This is a genomic window from Streptomyces sp. AC550_RSS872 (assembly GCF_019049285.1).
Taxonomy (GTDB): Bacteria; Actinomycetota; Actinomycetes; order Streptomycetales; family Streptomycetaceae; genus Streptomyces.
Genome location: NZ_JAGMUL010000015.1, coordinates 132,633 through 154,605 on the forward strand (window position 1 = coordinate 132,633; position 21,973 = coordinate 154,605).

Here is a 21,973-nt window from a genome sequence, read left to right on the forward strand (position 1 = left end):
CCTGAGCATATGGGTCGATAATGCCGGTATGGGGCATCGGCATCGACTCGTCGACACGAGCGCACCGGCCCGGCTGGCCGCCCCCGACGAGGGCATCGGCCGGGACGAACTGGCGCTCGCGACCCGCAACCACGGCCTGCCGCTCGAAGCCCTGCGCTACGACCTCACCCCGCCCGGCCTGCACTACGTCCTGACCCACTACGACATCCCCTACGCGCCCGACGACACCCCCTGGCCCCTGACCCTCGGCGGCGATGTCCACCGCCCGCTGCGTTTCGACCTGGCCGACCTGAGGGCCCTCCCGCAGGTCACCACCCGGGTCACGCTGGAGTGCGCGGGCAACGGCCGGGCCCTGCTGACGCCCCGGCCCGTCAGCCAGCCCTGGCTCGTCGAGGCGGTCGGCACCGCCGAGTGGACGGGCGTACCGCTACGGCTGCTGCTCGCCGAGGCCGGAGTCGGGGCGGACGCGGTCGACGTGGTCTTCACCGGCGCCGACCACGGGGTCGAACGCGGCGTCGAGCAGGACTACCAGCGCGCGCTCCCCGTGGACGTGGCCACGGGTGACGACCCCGAGGTGCTGGTGGCCCACGCGATGAACGGCGCCCCGCTGCCCCCGCAGCACGGCCGGCCGCTGCGGCTGGTCGTACCCGGCTGGTACGGCATGGCGCACGTGAAGTGGCTGCGCGAGATCACCGTCGCCGACGAACCGTTCCGCGGGTTCCAGCAGGCCGTGGCGTACCGGCTGCGCCAGGAGCCCGAGGATGAGGGCGAGCCGGTCACCCGCATCGCCCCCCGCGCCCTGCTCGTCCCGCCGGGCTTCCCCGACTTCATGTCCCGGGCCCGCGTGCTCCGGCCGGGCACGGTGACCCTGGAGGGACGTGCCTGGTCCGGGCAGGCTCCAGTGACGAGCGTCGAGGTCAGCACCGACGCGGGGCGCACCTGGCAGGAGGCCGGGCTGGAGCCGGACGGAGGGCACCGGTGGGCGTGGCGCCGGTTTCGGCACAGCTGGACCGCGCTGCCCGGCGCGTACGACCTGAGCGCCCGGGCCACCGACGCCGAGGGCCGTACGCAGCCGCTGGAGCCGCCTTGGAACCGCGGGGGCTTCGCCAACAACCTCGTACAGCGGATTCCGGTGCTGTGCGTGGACGCGCGCAAGGCCGCCCCGGGTGCCGACACGCACCCGGGGCCGACCCGCGGGGATTGCGGACGGTGAAGCCGGGCTGAGGCTAGGGCAGCAGCTTGTCCAGGGCGGAGGGACCCTCGTCCGCCAGCTTGCGCTTGGCCCATTCCAAATTGCGGGGGGTGAGATCCTTGCCTGAGGCAAGCACTATGTCCTCGGGCGACACTTCGGTGCCGGTGCGGGCGTGGAGCAGGTCGTCCGGGGTGACGCGCTCCCCGGACGGCCCGGACGCTTCGGGCTGGGACGTCGGCATCATCTCTGCTCCTCGGATCCGGGAGTCTTCCTTCGGGCCCGGTGCGGTCATCGGGTCTGTTAACACCATTCAACGCCGGAGCCGACCCTGCATCCGGAGGCGCCGAAAGCCCGCTGGACACCTGCCGGCCCCTGGACCCCCGGAGTACCTCTCCGGCCCCCAGCGAAACCGCCCGGTCCCCGAGGGCCCGGCACCCGCTCGGCCGCGTCGGACCTCGACGGGCCCGGGATCAGTTCTCGAACGGCGTGAGCGTCAGCCGGATCCCCGTCGGCGCCGTGTCCTGGATGTACGAGGCGAAGTCGGCCACGTCGTCGAAGGCGAAGCCGTACGCCTTGCCGTCCTCGGTGGCCGCGTGCATCGCCTTGGCGTAGTGGTTGGTCAGGTCGCCCCGGTAGAAGGTGGCGGCGTCGGTCGTCGGCTGGGCGGGATGGCTGAGCAGCGTCGAGCGGTTGAAGCCCGCGCCGAGGATCGCGGCGACCGGGCCGGTCGTGCCGTCGTTGGGGGCGGCGAGGTTCCCGTCGCAGAACAGCACGTCCCGGGTCGACGGCTTGGCGAAGGACACCTGCGCGGGCCCGTCGAAGGTGAACCGCTCACCGCGCACCCGCCCGGTGAACGTCCCCGCGTTGGTGGTGACGGTCAGGTCCCGTCCGGTGTACGTACTCCACACCTCGTCGATGTACGGCGCGAAGTGGTCCTTGGCGAACAGCCCGGCGTCCAGGCCGTGCCCCGGGGCGATAACGCGAGTGTCGTCCACGACGAGCCGCGCGAACTCCGCGACCTGGCGGACCGCCGCGAACGCGGCCGCGCGCCCGCCGGCCCGCAGTTGGCCCGCCGTCTGGTCCTTGGCACCGGTCAGCCGGATGCTCAGCGGCACGCTGAACATGTCGACCATGGTGGTGTTGCAGAACATTCCGGCGGCGTTGTACGTGAACTCCGCGCAGTCGTGCAGCACCGGGTAGTTGGGGTCCGACGTCACCCAGCCGGCCGGGTACTGGAGCGCGGCGTTGCCGTTGCCGTCCGTGACGGCCTTGAACTTGAGCTTCTCGCCGAGCGACACATAGATCCGGCCGGACATCTGCGGCAGGGACAGCCGGGTCTCGCCACTGCCGGCCAGGCTGATCGCGTAGTCGGTGAAGCCGTCGGGTCCGTTGTCCGACAGCGCGATCGGCGTGAGGGCGCCGTCGGGCGTGACGCGTACCTGGCGTCCGTCCTGGTTGCCGACGATGTAGACGTGGACGTTCGCGTTGCCGAAGGAACCGCTGTCGTTGACGATCGTCAGCGGCAGCGCGGCCGCCGCCGCGGCGGGGGCGTGACCGTCCTCGGGCGTGCCCGCGAGGGCGTACGGGGCCACGGTGGTGACGGCGGGGACGGCCACCGCCGTGCCGCCGAGGGCGAGGAGAAGCCTGCGTCGACCGAGCCGGCGCTGATGACGGGAAGTCATGTGGGGGGTCTCCCGGAGTATGTGTGGGGGGTGACTGCTGGGCTGCTGCGGCGACGTGGACCGCCGATCTGAGAGCGCTCTCGAAACGGGGCCACGACTGCCGATGGGCCCCGATGGTACGCACGACCTCCGCATCGGCCAATGGGTCTGCATCGGGCCCAAACTCCTCTCAACTGCGGGAACTTGAAGGACCACGGAATACCCACGACGGCTTAACCCTCTCCTAAGGTCTACTTAAGTCACTTCGACTGGTGAGAGCGCTCTCGGTCGCCGCCGCGGCTTCGCTGCGGACCCACGAAAAACCCGTGGACGGCACCGATGAAGATCACGTACGGTATGGCCCCACGCCCTGAGACGGACGGAAGGAGGCGAGTGCCGTGCGGTGCACACCAGTCCAGCGCTCCTCTTTCCATTGCCCCGGCGTGTCGCGTCAGATCTGACCGGGAGCGCTCCGAGCAATCCTCATCCCGGAGGAATCCGTGACCGATCTGGTCATCCGCGCGCTCTCCGCGAGCGACGCCCATCTCTTCGACGCACACCCCGACCCGCTCGGCGCCCGTGAGGGGCACCGGCGGACCCGGTTCCGCCCCGAGTGGAAGCGGGTCGCCCTGCGCGACGGCACGGTCGTCGCGCGCGGCGCCTGGTGGGGCGGGCCCGACGACTCGGAGCCCGTCAACATCAACTGGTTCGACGTGGCCGAGGGCGAGGAAGAGGCCGGCGCCGAACTCCTGCGCTCCGCTCCCTGGCAGGTCGAACTCGAGATCAACCTGCCCGGCGGCCGGCGGGACGAGCCGGGCCTGAAGGCCGCCGCCGACGCCCGCTTCAACGCCGCCCGCGCGGCCGGCTACGAGCTCCTGGTGGAACGCTTCCTCTACCGCTGGACCCCGGAACTCGGCCTGCCCGAGCGACCCGGACGCCTGAGCTTCAGCCCCGAACCCGATGACGCGGTCTTCTTCGACGCGCTGCGCCGCATCCACTCCGTCACCCTGGACGCCCACGCGCTGCGGGCCATCGAGGAGGGCGGCCTCGACCAGGCAGCCCAGGAGGAGCTGGACTTCTTCCACTGGTGCCCCTCGCCACGGCAGTGGTGGCAGATCGCGCACACGCCCGAGGGCGACCTGGCCGGCATCCACATCCCGGCACACAATCCCTCCGGCCCCACGATCGGCTTCATCGGAGTCGTCCCGGAACAGCGCGGCCACGGCTACGCCTACGACCTCCTCGCGGAGTGCACCCACGTCCTCGCCGAGCAGGGCGCGGAGTTCATCAGCGGCGCGACGGACCACGGCAACTTCCCCATGGCCGCGAACTTCGCCAAGGCGGGCTTCCCCGTCGTCAGCGAGCGCATCAACTTCCGTGCGCCGAAGCCGGCATAGCCGGCAGCTCACGGAGGCGGCCCGGCCCGGCTGCGGGGCCGGGCCGCCTGTCAGTGGTGGGTGGCACGCTCGCCGTCCAGCAGTGATTCGGCCGTCGCCAGAATCTCGGTGACCCGCAGTCCGAACGCCGCGTCGCACCCGTGCGGCCGCCCCGTACGGGAGACCGCCAGCAGGGTTTCAGCGGCCCGGGCGAGGGCGGACACCGCGCTCTCGGTGCTCTCCGGCAGGAGCGTCACCCCGGCCGAGCCCCGCAGCTCCACCGCGGCCCCTGCCGCGGCGGGCGGTGCCGTGAGGCTCAGCGCCAGGGTGCTCGAGGCACCGCTGACGTGGTCGAGAACCAGGTGGACGGTGTCGCCGGGCCCGGGCGCGGCCGCCGTCACGCGCCTCGCGTCACCCAGGATCGGCAGCAGCACCGACAGCGCGTGGGGACCCACGTCCCACAGAGCGCCCTTCTCCCGCCGCCACGGCGAGTCGGCGAACGGGTTGCCGTCCCCGCCGAACACCGCACCGAGCCACTCCGCCCGCGCCGTGAACCAGCCCTCCACCGCGGCCTGTTCACTGATCCACGCCTCGGTCTCCGCCTGGAAACGGGTGGTGAAGAAGACGACCGAGGCCACACCGGCCTCCTCGACGGCCTCGGCGACCGCCCGGGCCTGCTCCACCGTCGGCGCCAGCGGCTTCTCGAGCAGCAGATGGCGGCCCGCCCGCGCGGCCCGCACCGCCAACTCGGCCTGAACGGCAGGAGGCAGGGCCACGGCCACCGCGTCCACGTCGGCGAGCAGCGCGTCGGCCTCGTTGTAGGCGCGCACGCCGTAGGCGTCGGCCAACTCCTTGGTGGGGGCGGTACGGCGGCCCCACACCCCCACGAAGTCCAGTTCGCCGTGCCGGCTCAGAGCGGGAGCGTGGGCCATCTGAGCCCACGGGCCGGTGCCGAGCAGTCCGATGCGCATGCTGCCGCCTCTCACTGTGCCGAGCTGTGACGAACGAGCTGTGCGAACATCGCCGAACCTTGTTCAGCCCGTCGGTCGAGGGTGAGCGTGTCACACCGGACAGGAGGCCGCGCAAGCGGTGGGGCGGCCGATCTCAGCAACAGAGATTCAGCGGCGCCGTCTCTGAATGCGTTCTCTTTCTTCCATTGGACCTTGCACCACGGGACGGCCAGGCTGGTGTCGCTCCGGTTCCCGCACGACAGCCGGGAACACGACAGCCGAGAAAAGGGGTCACGAGCCCATGCACACCCGCCGCATCGGGGACGTCGAGGTCAGCGCCATCGGGCTGGGCGCGATGCCCATGTCCATCGAGGGACGCCCGGACGAGGCACGCTCCCTCGCCACCATCCACGCCGCGCTCGACGCCGGCGTGACCCTGATCGACACCGCGGACGCCTACCACCGGGACGCCGCCGAGATCGGTCACAACGAGACCCTGATCGCCAAGGCCCTCGCCTCCCACGACCTGGGCAAGGACGTCCTCGTCGCCACGAAGGGCGGCCATCTGCGCCCCGGCGACGGAAGCTGGACGCTCGACGGCAGCCCCCGCCACCTCAAGGAGGCCTGCGAGGAGTCCCTGCGCCGGCTCGGCGTCGAGGCCATCGGGCTCTACCAGTTCCACCGCCCCGACCCGCGGGTGCCGTACGCCGAGTCGGTCGGTGCCGTACGCGACCTGCTGGACGAGGGCAAGATCCGGATGGCCGGGATCTCCAACGCTGACCCGGACCAGATCCGGCAGGCGAACGACATCCTCGGCGGCCGGCTGGTCTCCGTGCAGAACCAGTTCTCCCCGGCGTTCCGCTCCAGCGAGCCGGAGCTGCGCCTGTGCGACGAACTCGGTATCGCGTTCCTTCCCTGGAGCCCGCTCGGCGGCATCTCCCGGGCCCGTGAACCGGGCTCCGCCCATGCCCCGTTCGCGCGGGTCGCCGAGGCCCACGGGGTGAGCCCGCAGCGGGTCTGCCTGGCCTGGATGCTCGCCAAGTCGCCGGTCGTGGTCCCGATCCCCGGATCGAGCCGGCCGGAGACGATCCTGGACTCGCTCGCCGCGACCGAACTCGTGCTCACCGCCGAGGAACTCACGGAGCTGGACGCCGTCTGAACCGCTTCGGGATCCACGCCGGCCGATGTGCCGGTCCGGCTCCCCGCGTGCTCGCCGAGCGGGCGTGACCTGCAAGACAACAGAGATATAACAACGGACAACTAAACAGGGGTCGCCGCGGTCTAGTCCGCCATGAAGATCTCTTTCCTGCTGCACAACGCCTACGGGATCGGAGGCACGATCACCACCACCTTCAACCTGGCCCAGGCACTGGCCGAGCGGCACGAAGTGGAGATCGTCTCGGTGCTGCGGCACCGCGAACACCCGAACTTCGCCCTGGACCCGAGAGTGTCCTTGAGGCCGCTGGTGGACCTGCGGCACGAGAAGGAACACCCGCTGCATCTCAGACCGGCGAGAGTGTTCCCTGTCGCCGAGTACCGCTACGGGCAGTACAGCGAGTTGACCGACCTGCGGATCGGCGAGTGTCTGGCGGCGACCGACGCCGACGTCGTCATCGGTACCCGGCCCGGCCTCAACGTGCACCTCGCGCTCCAGGCGCCCGAGCACGTCGTCCGCGTCGGGCAGGAGCACCTCACCCTCGACAACCATCCGCCCCGCCTGCGCACCGCGCTGCGCCGTGCCTACCGCCGGCTCGACGTGCTCACCACGGTCACCGAGGCGGACGCCGCCGCCTACCGGCGCAAGATGCGGCTGCCCGGGGTCCGGGTGGAGGCCCTGCCGAACAGCGTGCCCGATCCGGTGCTGCCCGCGGCGGACGGCACCGCGAAGGTGGTGGTCGCGGCCGGCCGGCTGGTCCCGGTGAAGCGCTACGACCTGCTCATCGAGGCGTTCGCCCCGGTCGCCGCCGCACACCCGGACTGGCAGCTGCGCATCTACGGCAAGGGGGAGGAACAGACACGGCTGCGACAGCTGATCCAGCGCCTGGGCCTGTCCGACAACGCCCTGCTGATGGGCGCGGCTGCCCCCATGGAGGCGGAGTGGGTCAAGGGCTCGATCGCCGCCTGCACGTCCAACTTCGAGCCGTTCGGCATGACCATCGTCGAGGCCATGCGCTGCGGCCTGCCCGTGGTGAGCACCGACTGCCCCTACGGACCCGGCGAGATCATCGAGGACGGCGTCGACGGCCGACTGGTACCGGTCGGGGACCGTGAGGCGCTGGGCGCCGCGCTCCTCGACCTCGTCCGCGACGACGAACGGCGCCGACGGATGGGCCGTACGGCCATGGCGAACGCCCGACGGTTCGCCCCGGCCCCCGTCGTGGAGCAGGCCGAGCGGCTGATCGACGAGGCGAGGTCGGCGCGCGGCACGGGACGTCCGCTCCCACCCCCGGAAGGCCGCCGAATACAACGCGCCCTGGTCAGCCAGGGCTTCGCCGCACGCGACGCCGCGTACGCCGTGGCCTCCGGCGCGCTTCGCACCGTACGGAGGGGACGGCGTTGAACACGAAACCCGACACGAAACCCGACACGACGCGGGGCGCGCACCTGCGTGTCGACTGCACGGCCGACGCGGACGGCCGGATCGTCTTCGACCTTCCGCCGACAGCGGCCGACGACGCCGGGTCGCCCCAGTTGCTGCTCCGGCTGCGCCCCAAGAAGGGCCAACCGGAGAAGACCGTCCACCTCCTCGACCTGGAACCCGCCCACGACGGCCGCCTTCTTGCCGTCCTGGAGCGGCAGCCCGCTCTCGCCGAGGGCCGGTGGGACGTCTACCTCGTGCCCGAACCCGACGCGCCCCGACAGCGCCTTCGCCCCGGGCTGCGTGACCTGCGGGCCCTCGTCGACGGCCACACCCGTGACCGGCCGTCACCGGTGGCGGTGCGTGTCCCGTACGTCACCAAGGACGGCTACCTCGCGGTGCGGGCCTGGCTGCGCACCGCTCACGCGGAGGTCGAGGGCATCGAGGTCACGGACCGCTCGATGACGGTCCGGGCCCGGCTGCACGGCGCCTCGCTCGCCGAAGGAGCCGCCGTACTGCTGCGTTTGCGGGGCGGCGAGGGCACCGCACGGATCGTGGAGTTGCGGGGCGGCGAGGGCGACGGGCGAGCGTTCTCCTTCGTCGTGGACTACGCGGAACTGGTCGGCGACGGCGCCACCCGCAATCGGATCTGGGACCTGAGCGTCCGGGTCTCGTCCGGCGAGGGAGCGGCTCCGGTCCGGATCGGCCGCCTGCTGGACGACGTGGCGGACCGCAAGGAGGTCTTCGTCTATCCGACGGCCGTGATCGGCGACGCCGTCGTGCGTCCCTACTTCACGGTCGACAACGACCTCTCGGTGGAGGTGAAGTGACGTACGGCTGAGGCTTGCGGACAGAAGCTGACCGCAAGCCTCCCTACGGTCGTTCCATGACTCAGACGCAGAAGATCCTTGTCACCGGTGCCACCGGAACCGTCGGCCGCCAGGTCGTCGCCGAACTCCTCGCCCGCGGCCACACGGTGCGCGCGCTCACCCGGGATGCCGCGAGGGCGGACTTCCCGGCCGGAGTCGAGGTCGTCCAGGGCGATCTGACGGAACCCGAGACCCTGATCCCGGCACTCGAAGGCGTGACCGGGCTCCATCTGATCACCTTCGGCGGGGCGTACTTCGCCTCGCTGGAGACCGGCCCGCGCATCCTGGAGTCGGCCCGCGCGGCCGGTGTGCGGCGGGTCACCGTGCTGCACGGCGGCGGCCCGTCCTTGCTGGAGGACGCTGTGAGGGCGGACGACGGCGTGGACTGGACCGTCCTCATGCCGGTCGAGTTCATGGCCAACGCCCTGGAGTGGGCCGACGGCATCGTGACCTCGGGCGAAGTCCGCGAGCCGTTCGTCTCGCGGCTGAGCGCCATGGTCCACGAGGGCGACATCGGGGCCGTCGCCGCGGTCGCGCTCACCGAGGAGGGGCACGGGGGCCAGGAGTACGTGATCACCGGACCCGAACTGCTCACCGTCACCGACAAGGTGGCCGCCATCGCCGCCGCCCGCGGCCGGGAGATCGCCCTGGTCGAGCTGACCGAGGAACAGGCCGTCGCGCAGTGGCGGGCGGCCGGTCACCCGCAGGACGTGATCGGCTTCCTGCTGGAGGCGTACGGCAACACCCCGGAGGTGGGCCGGACGGTCGTCGACACCGTGGAGAAGGTCACCGGCCGCCCGGCCCGCACCTTCGGCCAGTGGGCCGCCGAGCACGCGGACGCCTTCACGGCACAGCCGGGCGGGGCCACGCCGTAGCCCCACGCCCTCGTCCCGTGTGGCGGCAGGGCCCTCATCGCTCTGCCACCATGCGGGCCGCCGCGTCATGGACCAGTTGCGCGTGCAGCTCGAACAACGCCACGAACACGGACTCGGGTGAGGAACGGGCGTCGGCGAGGTGGGCCGCGACGCGGACGGCTCCCTCCACCTCACCGGGCGGGCGAGGTCCCGGTGGCGTAAGTGACGGTCGCCGACCCGGCCGTCACCGAGGACGACCTCCGCACCTGGGCCGCGGCCCACGTCAGTGGGGCCGTCGCCGCCCCAAGGCCGTCCGCGTCCTCGACGCGCGCCGAGGCCGGCTCCGGGCCGGTCACCGTCACGCCGCGCTGCTGCTGCGGGGCATCCCGTGCCGGCAGGTGACGTCGTGCTCGCTGCCGAGGCTCGTCCACCAGCGTTCGCAGCACGCGGAGTCGAGCTCCGCACGGACGATCGCCTCGGCGGCATCGCCCCTACGCTCCGCTCGCGCGGCGAACTCCAGCAGCCAGCGCCGCTGTTCACCGATCACGGTCTCCCTTACGACGGCGATGACCGGCACGAGACTGGCGGCGGCGAACAGGCAGGCAGCCCAGACGAGGCCGTAGCGGACTTCGAGGACCGTGGTCCAGGCGAGCCCCGCGCTCGTCGCGATGTAGAGGGCGCAGAGGAAACGGCTGGAGCAGTTCATGGGCGTACACCGTCCTTGGGGAGGATCGATACCCCTTGTCCAACTGCTGACGGCCCGTGTGGACTCGGGTGAATTATCCCACCGTGACTGACGCGGCCGTCTTTCCCTGGAACGCGGCGCGATAGGCGTGCGGCGTGGTGCCGACCACCCGGCGGAAGCGCTCCCGGAACGCAGTCGGTGACCCGAACCCGGCCTGTCGTGCGATCCGTTCGATCGGGTGGTCGCTGTTCTCCAGCAGATACTGGGCCCGCCGCACACGCGCCCGCAGCAGCCACTGGAGCGGGGTGGTGCCGGTCTGCTCACGGAACCGGCGGCTGAAGGTGCGCTCGCTCATGGCCGTGCGCTCCGCCATCGCCCCGAGGGTGATCTCCCCGGCCAGATTGTCCTCGATCCACTCCAGCAGGGGTTCGAGTGCCGAACCGCGTGGCACGGGCGGGCGCTCGTGCACGATGAACTGCGCCTGCCCGCCCTCCCGTTCCAGCGGTACGACGGACATGCGCGCGGTGTGCGCCGCCACGGCCGAGCCCAGGTCCCGCCGGATCATGTGCAGGCACATGTCCAGACCCGCGGCGGCTCCGGCGGAGGTGAGGATCCGTCCGTTGTCGACGTACAGCACGTCCGGCTCGACGTGGACGTCCGGGAAGCGTCGCGCCAAGTCGTCGGTGGCCATCCAGTGGGTGGTGGCGCGCAGCCCCTCCAGCAGCCCGGCCTCGGCCAGGACGAAGGCGCCCACGCACACGGAGGCGATCCGTGTGCCGGCCTTTGCCGCCTCCCGCAGGGCCGTCACCACCTGGGGGGAGGGCGGCCCGGTGTCCTCGCATCCCGGCACGATGATCGTGTCCGCGTCCGCCAGCCCGTCGAGCCCTCGGCCGATACGCAGGGCGAAGCCGTCCGTGGGCACCTCCGGTGACTCGGCGCACAGCCGGACCCGGTAGGGGCGGCGCCCGTCGGGCAGCCGGGTCCAGCTGAACATCTGGAAGGGCGCCGCCATGTCGAACGGCACCACGTTGTCGAGAACCAGGATCGCCACGGTGTGCATGGGGAACACCCTAGGCGGATTCCCGCCAGCCGTATAAGCCCAGGTCATGTGTGTGAGCCGCGGTGAGGGAGCGGGTGCAGGCGTTGGCGGGAACCCGTTGGAAACTGGCGTTTCAGCCGCTGTCCGAGCATCCGTGAAGTCCCTAGCGTGGGGCGGGTGACCAAGATCCTTCTCACTCTTCACGTCCTGGCCGCCATCGTCGCCGTCGGTCCCGTCACCGTCGCGGCCAGCATGTTCCCGCCGGCCGCGCGCCGCGTCCCGGCGACGGACGGGGCCGTGGCGCAGGGCACGGTCCGGCTGCTGCACCGCATCTGCCGCGTCTACGCGGGCGTCGGCGTGTCGGTCCCCGTCCTCGGCCTGGCCACCGCGCTGGCGATGGGCGTGCTCGGCAGCGGCTGGCTCATCACGTCCATCGCCCTCACCGCCGCGGCCGCCGGCATCCTGATCGCCTTCGTCCTGCCCCGCCAGGAGGAACTCCTCGAGCAACTGGGCGCCGAGAAGGCCGTCGAGCACGCGGCCACGGCGCGACTCGCCATGTTCACCGGCATGTTCAACCTGCTGTGGGCGACCGTCACCGTCCTGATGATCGTCCGGCCAGGATCGACGACGGGTGCCTGAACCGACCGGCGGGCGGTGCCTCGACGATGCCGTAGTGCCGGTGCGGCGGCCGTCAAGCGCTCTGGCAGAATTCGTACTTCAGTGTGCGTCGGCGCCTAGACTCGACAGCCGTGCCCACATGCACACGGGGCCACGACAGGAAAGGCGCGTTGACGGGTGTTCCAGGATTCCCCCATTTACGACCGGCTCATCGCGGAGCGCGGCGACATCCCCCTTCAGGTGCGCAGGGAGGCCGAACGCGTCAGCAGGGAAGTCGAGTTCGCCATGCAGCCGTTGCTTCAGTCCGGGCAGTCGCTGCTGCCGCCCGCAGGCCCCGGACGCCCGACGCCACCGGCCCCGACCTGGCAGCGCAGCGCTCTGCCGCCCGGGCCTCAGCAGCGCTGAGCCGGTCAGGGGATCTTCGCGCTCGCCCCGTTGCCGTGCGGCTGCTTCCCTGCGGCGGGCCGGGCCAGCCACTCGGCGATGCTGAGCGCTATCGGCTGGCCCGTGTCCACTTCGATGAACCCGAACTGCCCCGACTGGTTGCACTCCAGGAACCACCACGTGCCGTCGGCGTCCTCGACGAAGTCGAAGGCGCCGTAGGCGAGTTCGGCCTCTCGCATATAGGCGCGGACCGACTCGGCGACGCGCGGCGCGACCTCGACGGGATGCCACGGCGCGTCCGACGCGGCGAAGCGGACGTCCACCTCGGCCTCCGCATCGGCCACCTTGGCGGCGGCAAGCAGCCGCTCGCCCACCACGGTGAGCCGGACGTCGGCCCGCTTGGCGACACGACGTTGCAGCAGGGTGGGCCCGAACGCGACGGCGGAGAAGTCCGCGTCCGGGGCCACCCTGCTGGTCGGCACGGCCCGGGGCGGATCCTGCGGATGAGTGCCGGAGACCGGCTTGACCACCAGATCCGGATAGCGCGCGGCGAACTCGCGGGCGGCCTGCGGGAACGTCGTGATCAACGTGGCCGGAACGGGCAGGCCGCAGCGCTGGGCCAGCCGCAGCTGCCACGGCTTGTAGCGCGCCCGACGGGCCGCGTCGGGATGGTTCATCCAGCGCACGTCACAGCCGCGCAGCATGCCGTACAGCGCCTGCCCGGCCTCCTCCGTGAGCCAGGCCGACGGCGCGGCCGCGTGCGCCGCCGCGGTTCCCGGCCTGCGCATCCATATCGACCGCAGCCCGTTGATGCTCACCAGCCGTCCCCCGGACGACAGATGGCCGCGGAAGGCGCCGTGCACGAACTCGCCCGAGAGGGCGACCCCGCCGGTCAGATCGGCGGGATCGAGTCGGACCACCGGGACGCCGGACGCGTTCAGGTGCACGACCGCCATGTCCGCCGTCACGTCCTCTTCGTTGGTCACAATCAAGACAGTCATCGTCGGCGATCTGTGTTCAGTCGTCGAAGTGGGTCTTCGAGCCCGCCGTGGACGTCGTGGTTCCCAACTCCCGCAAGAGCGCGTGGTCCCGGGCGGCTATCCGTCCGTCACGCAGCACGTTCAACTGCAGACCGGAGTCGTAGACGTACGCAGCGGTGACCTCCAACTCCGCTGCCGGCCGTGCATAGTTGAGCGCGAACGGTTGCATCGTCTCTCCCTCACAGGTGCTGCTCCGATCGAGCTTGGCCGCCCACCGGCGTCATCCACCCCGCCGCCGCTTTTAGGCTTCCTCTTACTTAAACGAATCGAACGAGTGGTTGGTTTCCTTACTTTCCGTAACCAGTGGCGTCCGGCGGCCCGACCTCGGGAGAGCGGCGCAGGGTACGCAGTGCCAGCAAGAGCACGCCGATGTCGTCCAGATACACCGGATCGGGCACCAGATCGGCGGGCAGTACGAAGTACAGGACGGCACCCCAGAACACCCAGCGCGGCCCGGTCGGCAGACCCGCGCGCCGCATCAGGCGCCGGGTTCGCACGAGCCGCACCAGCAGCCGGACGGCCACGGCGAGCACGACGGCCGCCAGGACCACGGCGACGACGATCACCTCGGTGGTCGACCCCACGGATCCTCCTCCTGCCGACGGCGCGCACCGATGCGCACCTGCCGGTCGGATTCCCCCTTGCGGCGGGTGCATTGCACGGCGGCCGTCACTCGGCCGCACACCATCACTCGTCAGGACGGAAGACGCACAATCGGCCCGGTCACCTGCTCGGGCAGGCGCCCGGCCCGTCCACCCGCGCTCCGAAGCGCGCCCGCCCGACGCAGTACGCCCCACCCACGGATCCGTCGCAGCCGCGCTACGCCCACGCCGGCGGCACGCGGTGCCGCTCCCCGCCGGGCCAGGGGCTAACGGCCCTTGAGGCGGAAGGTCCGGGTCAGCTGCTGGAGGGGGGACGCCGCGGGGGAGGCGGGCGGCTGGGGCCGGGTCTCGGGAACGGCGCCGGCGGACTCCCGGTAGGCGGCCAGCGCCGCGTGCGCCTGTTCGGCGGCCTCCCGGTACAGGTCGCGGGACTTCGTCATCGCCTCGAGCGCCTCGGCGTACATCGCCACGAGCTTGCGTTCCCGGTCGAGCTCCTCCTCCAGGGTCAGCAGCCGCCAGTCCTCACGCAGCGCGGTGAGGGCCTCCTCGGCGCCGTCCGGCAGGGGGCGCGGCAGCGCCGCGAACCGTGTCACCGCGTGGATGAGCTCGGCCGGCTCGGAGCCGTCCAGGAAGACACTGCGTACGGCGAAGTCGTCCGCGTCGTAGCCGGCCGGCACCGGAGTCCCGGGCAGCACCACTGCGCCGCCGCGCGGCACCTCCACCCCGAACTCCCGCAACGCCCAGTTCACGACGCGCAGTTGGCTCGGCGCGGCGCGATGCTCGACCACCCGGTGCCGCAGGCCCGGCGGCAGCATCCCGGCCAGAGGCACACGGCCGCGCTCGTCGGTGGTCATGGCCTCGTGGACGACGACGTGGACGCACCAGCCGTCGCGCGCGGCGTCGCGCAGTATGCGCCGTACCGCCTTGTCGTCCGAAGGCAGGGGGTTGATGTCCGTCAGGCGCAGGCCCGTGACCGCCTCGTGGTCCCAGCCCGCGTCCGGCTCCTGCGGCCAGAACATGGCGACAGGGGACGGCCAGCGCGGATCCCACGGGGCTTCGGCCTCGGCGACCAGCGTCCACGCCTGCCCGTCGCCGGAGTCGTGCTCGACGGTCAGCCGGGCGCGCACGGTCACCGATCCCGCGACGCGCCAGCGTGCCTCGAAGACTGACTGGCGGGCGTCCTCTGTCTCGGGCAGCTCCATGTGGTCGTCGATGGTCCGGCTGTCCTTGAGGTGCTGGAGACGGAGCCGGAGTACGTCTTGGGCGGCGGGCCCGAGGTGGCGGCCACGGGCCGGCCACACCGGGGCGGGAGCGGTGGGGCGGGTGCTGGAGGAGCTGGGCATGGGTCCATCTGCTGGCCGGGGGCACGCGTACGCGTACCAGTATCGTCGCCGCAGGTGGATGCCGAAGGAGCGGGGGGTGCGCACACGGGGTGTGCGCGGTCCGCACCGGCCGGCCGTCGCTCACCCGTGGTCCGCGCCGCGTCCGGTCAGGAGAATGACCCGGTGAGCAGGACCCGCCCACCATCCGCATTGGGGCGGGTCCTGCTCATCGCCGAGTGCCCGCTCAGTTGTGGTACGTGATGTAGCCGTTGCCGTCCCGGTCGTTGCCGCTCTTGGTGTAGGAGTGCGAATCCGCCCCGGCGCCCGAGGGCTTGTACAGGTAGATCGAGTCCTTGTCGTTGTTCCACATGAAGTTGCAGTTGTCGCGGTAGACGACGTTGTGCGTGTCGGAGTCGGTGCCGTTGCCGCCCCGCAGTTTCACGTAGTCGCCGGGCTGGAGGTAGTGGTTGACGGTGAACTTGAACCGGTTGCCGGTCTTGTCCTTCACCAGGTAGCCCTTGAGGTTGACCGTCGTACTCGACGAGTAGTTCTTGATCGTCAGGTACTCCTCGTCGGTGTTGCCGGTCCGGCAGTTGTTGGAGTCGCGGCCGGGCGCGTCGTACTGGATGCCCTTGATCTTCAGCGCGGACGAGTACTCGGTGGCCTGCGCCGGGACGGCGGACAGCGCGGCGAGGGTGCCGGCCGCGACGGCGATTGTGGCGACGATGCGTATACGCATGGAGAAACATCCCCCCTGTATGGAGCTTCTGTGAAGATCAGGAGTGTAGGCGGCTCATGAGTGTCCTGGAGGGACTTCACAGGAATGTGAGACAAAAGCCTGTCAGTGCGGGTACGCCCGTGGTGGCCGCCGGCGCGGGACGCAGAAGTGCAGGGCCATCAGCGGATTGACGAACAGCTCGCTGTCCTTGGTGCGCTCGGTGAAGCGGACATCGCCGAAGTCACCGCGCACGGCGGCCGCGATGGAACCCTGGACGATGCTCGGGTGGTCCGGCGTGCACCGCCGGCCGTGCTCGACCGCGTCGAGGAACAGGCTGCCCTCGCGGCTGTGGCGCGGCAGCGAGAGCGTACCGAGGTAGCCGCCCTCGCGCTCCGGCGCGGCGAGGTTCTCCAGCACCAGGGAGTGGTTGACCCGGCGAGACTCGCCATGTCCTCCTCCGGCGTGCTCGGCCCGTTCTCGTCGCGGCGAGCCGGCGCGCCAGAGACCGTTCGGGGAAGTAGTCGCCGCGGATCGTGGTGTCCGGGCGTATCGACGCGACGTCGTGGTCCACCCATACGTCGAGGTCCAGCCCGTACAGATCCGAGAAGGACAGGTTGGCCAGGTGGACCTCCTTGCCGGCCGCCCGCAGCGCGAGGGCCGGCGGCACGCCGGCGTACACGTCGAAACCGCCGCCCCCGCCGGCGACGAGAACCGGGCGTGCGTCACGCAGCCGGGAGGGGGCGCACAGCCCGGAGAGGGGAGAGGGCCGGGGGTGAACCCCCGGCCCTCTCCGTCAGCCTGTCACCGCTCGCGGCTCACGCGCCGCTTTCGCGCAGCATGTCCTCGCGCTCGACGAGTTTCACGCGCTCGCGGCCCTGCGGCTCGCCCAGCGCCTTTTCGGCGGCGTCGAGCTTGTACCAGCCCTCCCACGTGGTGAAGCGGACCTCGCGCTCGGCGAGGAAGGCGTCCACGGCCTCTGGCTCCGGCGAAGCAGGCGTCTGTAGACGGCCGTTCGCGAAGTCGTCCAGGAGGTTGGCCACCGTCTCGTTGGCGTCGCCCTTGGTGTGGCCGATCAGGCCCACCGGACCGCGCCTGATCCAGCCGGTGACATACGTCGACTGAAGGTGCTCGCCGCTCTCCTGTATGACGCGGCCGCCCTCGTCCGGGACCGTGCCCGAGTCGATGTCCCAGGGCAGCTTGGGGAGTTTGTCGGAGAGGTAGCCGACGGCGCGGTAGATCGCGGTGACGTCCCAGTCCTTGAACTCGCCGGTGCCCTTGACGTTGCCGGTGCCGTCGAGGGCGGTGCGCTCGGTGCGCAGGCCGACGACCTTGCCGTCCTCGCCGAGGATCTCCGAGGGCGACTCGAAGAAGTGCAGGAACAGCTTGTGCGGCCGGTCGCCGACGTCGCGGATCGCCCAGTTCTCCAGGGTCTTGGCGACCATGTCGGCCTGCTTGTTGCCACGCCGGGTCTCGATCGAGCCCTCGTCGTAGTCGATGTCCTCGGGGTCGACGATGACCTCGATGTTGGGGGAGTGGTCCAGCTCCCGCAGCTCCATCGGGGAGAACTTCGCCTGCGCCGGGCCACGGCGGCCGAACACGTGGACCTCCAGGGCCTTGTTGGCCTTCAGCCCGTCGTAGACGTTCGGCGGGATCTCCGTCGGCAGCAGTTCGTCCGCCGTCTTGGCCAGGATCCGGGCCACGTCCAGCGCGACGTTGCCGACGCCGAGGACGGCGACCTTCTCGGCCTCAAGCGGCCAGGTGCGCGGCACGTCCGGGTGGCCGTCGTACCAGGAGACGAAGTCCGCGGCGCCGTAGGACCCGTCGAGGTCGATGCCCGGGATCGGCAGTGCCCGGTCGGCCGTCGCGCCGGTGGAGAAGATCACGGCGTCGTAGAACGCGCGCAGGTCGTCCAGGTTGAGGTCGGTCGGGTAGTCGATGTTGCCGAAGAGGCGGATCTGCGGCTTGTCGAGGACCTGGTGGAGGGCCGTGATGATGCCCTTGATGCGCGGGTGATCGGGCGCGACGCCGTAACGGATCAGGCCGAACGGCGCCGGCATGCGCTCGAAGAGGTCGATGGACACGCCGGGTTCGGCGGCCACGTCGGACTTGAGCAGAGCGTCGGCGGCGTAGATCCCGGCGGGGCCGGCTCCGACGATGGCTACCCGCAGGGGGCGGGGCATGATCAGGGTCCCTTCGAGTGGTGACAAGCGATCTCGTCGGGAAGCCTAAACTAAGGCAAGCCTAAGTCGGTACGTGGGTCCAACCTATGAGCTCATAAATCAATTCTATGGGTTGTTCCGGGGTTGCCGTACACGCGGGTCCGGCGACCCCGGTCTCCGTCAGTCGATGTGGTAACTGTCCCCGTACACCTTCCAGTCGAGCGGCGGGTCGAGGTCGACGTTGCCCTCGCGCAGGAAGACGCGCTGGGCCGTGTCGACCCTGCTGGTGTCGCTGTGGGCCTCCTCCTGCTTCATGGCCCACACCCGTGCGTCCAGGAAGGCGTGCAGATAGGTGACCTCGTCGCCGCCCTGCGCCGGCGGCCGGGCCCGGTTCAGCGCGCGCCTGCGGATGTTGCGGAAGCTGGTCGGGTCGCTGCCGTCGCCGTGCATGACGATGGCGTCGTAGTACGCGAACTGCCCGAGCACGCGCAGCCCGTCCGTCCTGCCCTGGCGAACGGCCGGGTTGAAGTACACCCGGTCCCGTTCGTCGTCCTGCGCCCGCCGGAACTCCTGGTCCTGCGCGGCCCGCGCCCAGTCGCGGGGGAAGTCCGGGTCGAGACCGGCGTGCGAGTCGGTGCCGTTCACCCGGCGCAGCGCCGGGAGGTACCGGGCGAGGACGTTGCCGGGGCGGCGGTCGGCGTACAGCTCGACCAGGTCGAGCATGTCGCCCGTGCCGGAGCAGAAGCCGATGATCCCGGCCGTGTAGCCGCGGCCGTCGCCGATGTCCTCGATGTACTTGTACTGCGCCTTCCAGTCGAGCGAGGAGTTCTCCGCGCTCGACACCAGCTGCATGGCGATCTCCTTCTTCGCCGGGTCGTCGAGTCCCGCAGCGTCGGCGCGGAGTGCGGCGGCACGCGGGGAGTCGAGGAGCGAGGTCGACGCCAGCGACGCCCCGAACAGGGCGAGGAGGGCGCGGCGGCGCGAGGTGTGCGCGGGGTGCTTCACGGCGGCTCCAAGTGATGGTGGGGGGTGGGGAGTTGGCCGTAGCTGACACTGGGAATACTGATAGGAAAGTTTCCTACCAGAAGTGGCGCGCAACGGGCACCGGCGCGTCAAAGGTTCGTACCTATGCACAAACAGCCGTGAGACTACGGCAGCGGCTGCTCCGCCCAGATCACCTTGCCCGCGGGCAGATAGCGCGTGCCCCACCGGTCGGCCAGCTGCGCCACCAGGAACAGACCGCGCCCGCCCTCGTCCGTCATGGTCGCGTACCGCAGATGCGGCGAGGTACTGCTGCTGTCGAAGACCTCGCAGATCAGACTGCGGTCGCGCAGCATCCGCACCCGGATCGGCTCACCGCCGTACCGGATCGCGTTGGTGACCAGCTCGCTCAGGATGAGTTCCGTGGTGAACGACAGCTCCTGAAGCCCCCATGCCCTCAGGGTCCGGGTCACGGCCGACCGCACCTGGCCCACGGCCGCCGGATCGGACGGCACCTCCCACTCGGCGACCAGTTCGGCGCCGAGGGCCCGAGTACGCGCCACGATCAGCGCGATGTCGTCGCTCGCCCGGCCCGGCTGCCGGGCCTCCAGTACGGCCTGGCAGGTCTCCTCCGGTGACCGTCCGGCCCGGGCCAGCGCGGCGCGCAGCAGTTCCAGGCCCTCGTCGATGTCCCGGGCCCGGTCCTCCACGAGCCCGTCCGTGTAGAGCACCAGCCGGCTGTCCTCGGCCAGCTCCAGCTCGGCCGTCTCGAACGGCAGCCCGCCCAGGCCCAGCGGCGGTCCGGCGGGCACGTCCGGGAAGCCGACCGAGCCGTCCGGCTGGATCAGGGCCGGCGGCGGATGGCCGGCGCGGGCGATCGTGCACCGCTGGGACACCGGGTCGTAGACCGCGTACAGACAGGTCGCGCCGGTCACCGGGGCGGTGTCGGCCTCCTCGGCCGTCTCGTCCTGGTCGATCCGGGCGACCAGCTCGTCGAGGAGCGCGAGCAGTTCGTCGGGCGGCAGGTCCAGGGCGGAGAAGTTGTGCACCGCCGTGCGCAGCCGGCCCATCGTCGCCGCCGCGTGCAGCCCGTGGCCGACGACGTCCCCCACCACCAGCGCGACCCGCGCACCCGACAGCGGCAGCACGTCGAACCAGTCCCCGCCGACGCCGGCCTGCGCCGGCAGGTACCGGTAGGCGATGTCGAGCGCGTTCTGCTCGGGCAGGCTGCGCGGCAGCAGACTGCGCTGAAGCGTCACCGCCATGCTGTGCTCGCGCGTGTACCGGCGGGCGTTGTCGATGGACACCGCGGCCCGGGCGACCAGCTCCTCGGCGAGCGCCACCTCGTCGGCGTCGAACGGCTCGGCCTTCCGCGACCGCCAGAAGCTCACCACACCCAGCACCAGGGTCCCGGCCCGGAGCGGGACCGCGACCAGCGAGTGGATGCCGAAGTCCACGACCTGCGCCGAACGCTCCAGATCCTGGGCGCGCCAGCCCGAAGCCTCCTCCAGCCGCGGCTCGATCACGGCCTGCCCGTCCTTCAGCGCGCGGGCCTGCGGCGAGGAGTCCACGAACCGGATCTCCTCGCCCACCGGGTACAGCGGCGCGTCCTTGCGTATCCCACCGCACGCCGTGCGCCGCAGCCGCGTCACGCCCTCCGGCTGCCCGCCGCCCAGCACGGCCTCGAACAGGTCGACGGTGGCGAAGTCCGCGAACCGGGGCACCGCCAGCTCCGCCAGTTCCTCTGCGGTCCGGGTGACGTCCAGGCTGGTACCGATGCCCACACCGGCGTCGTACAGCATGTTCAGGCGCTCGCGGGCCTCCTCGGCGCGGCCGGACAGGGCCCGCAGCTCGGTCGAGTCGCGCAGCGTGGCGACGCTGCCGGACGGGCGGCCCCTGAGCGTGGTGGGGCGCTGGTTGACCGCCAGCAACCGGTCCTTGACCAGGTGCACCTCGTCGGTGGCCATCCGGCCGGAGTCCAGCAGCTCGGCGGTGTCGGGGGCGAGACCGAGATGCAGCACCCGGTGGCCCTCGGCGTTCGCGGGCAGATCGAGCAGCCGGTGCGCCTCGTCGTTGGCGAGCAGCAGCCGCCCCTCGGTGCCGACGATGATCACACCCTCCCGGACGGCGTGCAGAACGGCGTCGTGGTGCTCGTACATCCGGGTCATCTCGTCCGGCCCGAGACCGTGGGTCTGCCGCAGCAGCCGCCTGCTGACCAGCGCGGTGCCCGCCGTCGCCAGGGCGAGCGCCACCGCGGCGGCGGTCAGGACGAGCGGCAGCTGCCGGTCGGCCGTACCACCCACGGTCGCCGTCGTGATCCCGGCCGACACCAGCCCGACGACCTTCCCGTCGGGATCCCTGACGGGGACCACGGCCTGGACCAGCGGCCCGATCGTCCCGGTGATCTGCTCGGTCACGACCCGGCCCGCCAGGGCCGGTTCCAGGTTCCCGACGAACTTCTTCCCGATCCGGTCCGTCTTCGGGTGGGTGTAGCGGATGCCGTCGGTGTTCATGACGACGATGAAGTCCACACCCGTCGCCTCGCGCGCCGCCTCGGCCCGCGGCTGCAACACGGCCGTCGGGTCCGGGCCGTCCAGCGCCTCCCGGGTGCCGGGAGCGTTGGCGAACGACTCGGCGACCGCCACCGAACGGTTGCGGGCCTCCTCCGTGGTGTCGTGCCGCACCTGGAGCACCAGGGCCACCACCGCGGCGACCACCAGCAGCAGCACGATCACCACTTGCAGCACGAACACCTGACCGGCGACGCTGCGCCCACGGACCGTCGCCCGCACCCCGGGGAAGCGTCCCTGGCGCTGCCCCTCGCGCGGCAGCCCTCCTGCGGGCACCCCGCGGACGCGGTCGGGCGCATCCCCTGTGCGCACACCGCTCGGACGACGGGCCGACCGGGCCCCGGAGCGACCCCATAGTCGGACCATGTGCCCATG

Annotated in this window: 23 protein-coding genes and 1 pseudogene; 8 read left to right on the forward strand and 16 right to left on the reverse strand. The window is 71.4% G+C overall.

What is annotated here, in order from left to right:
* The first annotated feature begins 28 nt into the window (after nucleotides 1-28).
* Nucleotides 29-1,213, forward strand: a complete 1,185-nt coding sequence (locus tag KUM44_RS06905; protein ID WP_217206866.1) for a sulfite oxidase — start codon at nucleotides 29-31, stop codon at nucleotides 1,211-1,213.
* A gap of 13 nt (nucleotides 1,214-1,226) precedes the next feature.
* Here KUM44_RS06905 and KUM44_RS06910 read toward each other — a convergent pair whose 3' ends face one another.
* Together KUM44_RS06910 and KUM44_RS06915 are read right to left on the reverse strand one after the other, a co-directional pair.
* On the reverse strand, nucleotides 1,227-1,433 hold the full coding sequence (locus KUM44_RS06910) for a hypothetical protein (protein ID WP_217207053.1): 207 nt from the start codon (nucleotides 1,431-1,433) through the stop codon (nucleotides 1,227-1,229).
* Between the two features lie 229 nt (nucleotides 1,434-1,662).
* Nucleotides 1,663-2,874 (reverse strand): beta-1,3-glucanase family protein, encoded by a 1,212-nt coding sequence (locus tag KUM44_RS06915; RefSeq protein ID WP_217206867.1) that lies wholly within the window; start codon nucleotides 2,872-2,874, stop codon nucleotides 1,663-1,665.
* Between the two features lie 479 nt (nucleotides 2,875-3,353).
* On the opposite strand from KUM44_RS06915, the gene KUM44_RS06920 reads away from it, so the two are divergent.
* On the forward strand, nucleotides 3,354-4,250 hold the full coding sequence (locus tag KUM44_RS06920) for a GNAT family N-acetyltransferase (protein ID WP_217206868.1): 897 nt from the start codon (nucleotides 3,354-3,356) through the stop codon (nucleotides 4,248-4,250).
* Between the two features lie 50 nt (nucleotides 4,251-4,300).
* On the opposite strand, the gene KUM44_RS06925 is transcribed toward KUM44_RS06920, so the two are convergent.
* A complete protein-coding gene (locus tag KUM44_RS06925; protein WP_217206869.1) occupies nucleotides 4,301-5,200 on the reverse strand; it encodes a Gfo/Idh/MocA family protein in 900 nt (299 codons plus the stop codon).
* Nucleotides 5,201-5,480: 280 nt separating this feature from the next.
* Between KUM44_RS06925 and KUM44_RS06930 the strand changes: the two genes are divergently transcribed.
* The 4 genes from KUM44_RS06930 to KUM44_RS06945 all read left to right on the forward strand — a co-directional run bounded on the left by KUM44_RS06930 (nucleotide 5,481) and on the right by KUM44_RS06945 (nucleotide 9,501).
* Entirely contained in the window at nucleotides 5,481-6,338 is an 858-nt protein-coding gene (locus tag KUM44_RS06930) for an aldo/keto reductase (protein WP_217206870.1), read from the forward strand.
* Between the two features lie 132 nt (nucleotides 6,339-6,470).
* On the forward strand, nucleotides 6,471-7,739 hold the full coding sequence (locus tag KUM44_RS06935) for a glycosyltransferase family 4 protein (protein ID WP_217206871.1): 1,269 nt from the start codon (nucleotides 6,471-6,473) through the stop codon (nucleotides 7,737-7,739).
* Complete coding sequence (locus KUM44_RS06940) at nucleotides 7,736-8,587, forward strand: transferase (RefSeq protein ID WP_254389147.1); 852 nt, start codon at nucleotides 7,736-7,738, stop codon at nucleotides 8,585-8,587. Before KUM44_RS06935 ends, KUM44_RS06940 begins: the two co-directional genes overlap by 4 nt.
* A 56-nt stretch (nucleotides 8,588-8,643) precedes the next feature.
* Nucleotides 8,644-9,501: an NAD(P)H-binding protein gene (locus tag KUM44_RS06945; RefSeq protein ID WP_217206872.1), complete on the forward strand. Its 858-nt coding sequence runs from the start codon at nucleotides 8,644-8,646 to the stop codon at nucleotides 9,499-9,501.
* 34 nt (nucleotides 9,502-9,535) lie between these two features.
* Here the strand turns inward: KUM44_RS06945 and KUM44_RS46725 are convergent, their stop codons facing one another.
* The 4 genes from KUM44_RS46725 to KUM44_RS06960 form a co-directional block, all read right to left on the reverse strand.
* Complete coding sequence (locus tag KUM44_RS46725; protein ID WP_302185971.1) at nucleotides 9,536-9,670, reverse strand: hypothetical protein; 135 nt, start codon at nucleotides 9,668-9,670, stop codon at nucleotides 9,536-9,538.
* A gap of 1 nt (nucleotide 9,671) precedes the next feature.
* Nucleotides 9,672-9,842 (reverse strand): hypothetical protein, encoded by a 171-nt coding sequence (locus KUM44_RS06950; RefSeq protein ID WP_217206873.1) that lies wholly within the window; start codon nucleotides 9,840-9,842, stop codon nucleotides 9,672-9,674.
* Nucleotides 9,839-10,186, reverse strand: coding sequence for a hypothetical protein (locus tag KUM44_RS06955; protein WP_217206874.1), 348 nt, complete (start codon nucleotides 10,184-10,186; stop codon nucleotides 9,839-9,841). The genes KUM44_RS06950 and KUM44_RS06955 overlap by 4 nt, the downstream gene beginning before the upstream one ends.
* 73 nt (nucleotides 10,187-10,259) lie before the next feature.
* A complete protein-coding gene (locus tag KUM44_RS06960) occupies nucleotides 10,260-11,225 on the reverse strand; it encodes a GlxA family transcriptional regulator (protein WP_217206875.1) in 966 nt (321 codons plus the stop codon).
* A gap of 156 nt (nucleotides 11,226-11,381) precedes the next feature.
* On the opposite strand from KUM44_RS06960, the gene KUM44_RS06965 reads away from it, so the two are divergent.
* Together KUM44_RS06965 and KUM44_RS06970 are read left to right on the forward strand one after the other, a co-directional pair.
* Nucleotides 11,382-11,843: a DUF2269 family protein gene (locus KUM44_RS06965; protein ID WP_217206876.1), complete on the forward strand. Its 462-nt coding sequence runs from the start codon at nucleotides 11,382-11,384 to the stop codon at nucleotides 11,841-11,843.
* A 156-nt stretch (nucleotides 11,844-11,999) separates the two neighbouring features.
* Entirely contained in the window at nucleotides 12,000-12,227 is a 228-nt protein-coding gene (locus KUM44_RS06970; protein WP_217206877.1) for a hypothetical protein, read from the forward strand.
* A 5-nt stretch (nucleotides 12,228-12,232) separates the two neighbouring features.
* Here the strand turns inward: KUM44_RS06970 and tgmB are convergent, their stop codons facing one another.
* The 9 genes and pseudogenes from tgmB to KUM44_RS07015 all read right to left on the reverse strand — a co-directional run bounded on the left by tgmB (nucleotide 12,233) and on the right by KUM44_RS07015 (nucleotide 21,964).
* On the reverse strand, nucleotides 12,233-13,207 hold the full coding sequence (tgmB, locus tag KUM44_RS06975; protein WP_217206878.1) for an ATP-grasp ribosomal peptide maturase: 975 nt from the start codon (nucleotides 13,205-13,207) through the stop codon (nucleotides 12,233-12,235).
* Between the two features lie 16 nt (nucleotides 13,208-13,223).
* Nucleotides 13,224-13,415 (reverse strand): putative ATP-grasp-modified RiPP, encoded by a 192-nt coding sequence (gene tgmA / locus KUM44_RS06980; RefSeq protein WP_217206879.1) that lies wholly within the window; start codon nucleotides 13,413-13,415, stop codon nucleotides 13,224-13,226.
* 118 nt (nucleotides 13,416-13,533) lie between these two features.
* Complete coding sequence (locus KUM44_RS06985; RefSeq protein WP_308402518.1) at nucleotides 13,534-13,830, reverse strand: YkvA family protein; 297 nt, start codon at nucleotides 13,828-13,830, stop codon at nucleotides 13,534-13,536.
* 284 nt (nucleotides 13,831-14,114) lie between these two features.
* Complete coding sequence (locus tag KUM44_RS06990) at nucleotides 14,115-15,191, reverse strand: hypothetical protein (protein WP_217206881.1); 1,077 nt, start codon at nucleotides 15,189-15,191, stop codon at nucleotides 14,115-14,117.
* Between the two features lie 223 nt (nucleotides 15,192-15,414).
* Nucleotides 15,415-15,909 (reverse strand): lamin tail domain-containing protein, encoded by a 495-nt coding sequence (locus tag KUM44_RS06995; RefSeq protein ID WP_217206882.1) that lies wholly within the window; start codon nucleotides 15,907-15,909, stop codon nucleotides 15,415-15,417.
* A gap of 102 nt (nucleotides 15,910-16,011) precedes the next feature.
* Nucleotides 16,012-16,636 (reverse strand): annotated as a pseudogene (locus KUM44_RS07000) (hypothetical protein).
* A 67-nt stretch (nucleotides 16,637-16,703) separates the two neighbouring features.
* Nucleotides 16,704-18,068: an FAD-dependent oxidoreductase gene (locus KUM44_RS07005; RefSeq protein WP_217206883.1), complete on the reverse strand. Its 1,365-nt coding sequence runs from the start codon at nucleotides 18,066-18,068 to the stop codon at nucleotides 16,704-16,706.
* 159 nt (nucleotides 18,069-18,227) lie between these two features.
* The gene (locus tag KUM44_RS07010; protein WP_217206884.1) at nucleotides 18,228-19,052 is read right to left on the reverse strand and encodes a chitosanase; all 825 of its coding nucleotides are present in this window, start codon (nucleotides 19,050-19,052) and stop codon (nucleotides 18,228-18,230) included.
* A 143-nt stretch (nucleotides 19,053-19,195) separates the two neighbouring features.
* Nucleotides 19,196-21,964: a SpoIIE family protein phosphatase/ATP-binding protein gene (locus KUM44_RS07015; protein WP_217206885.1), complete on the reverse strand. Its 2,769-nt coding sequence runs from the start codon at nucleotides 21,962-21,964 to the stop codon at nucleotides 19,196-19,198.
* Nucleotides 21,965-21,973: the final 9 nt, after the last annotated feature.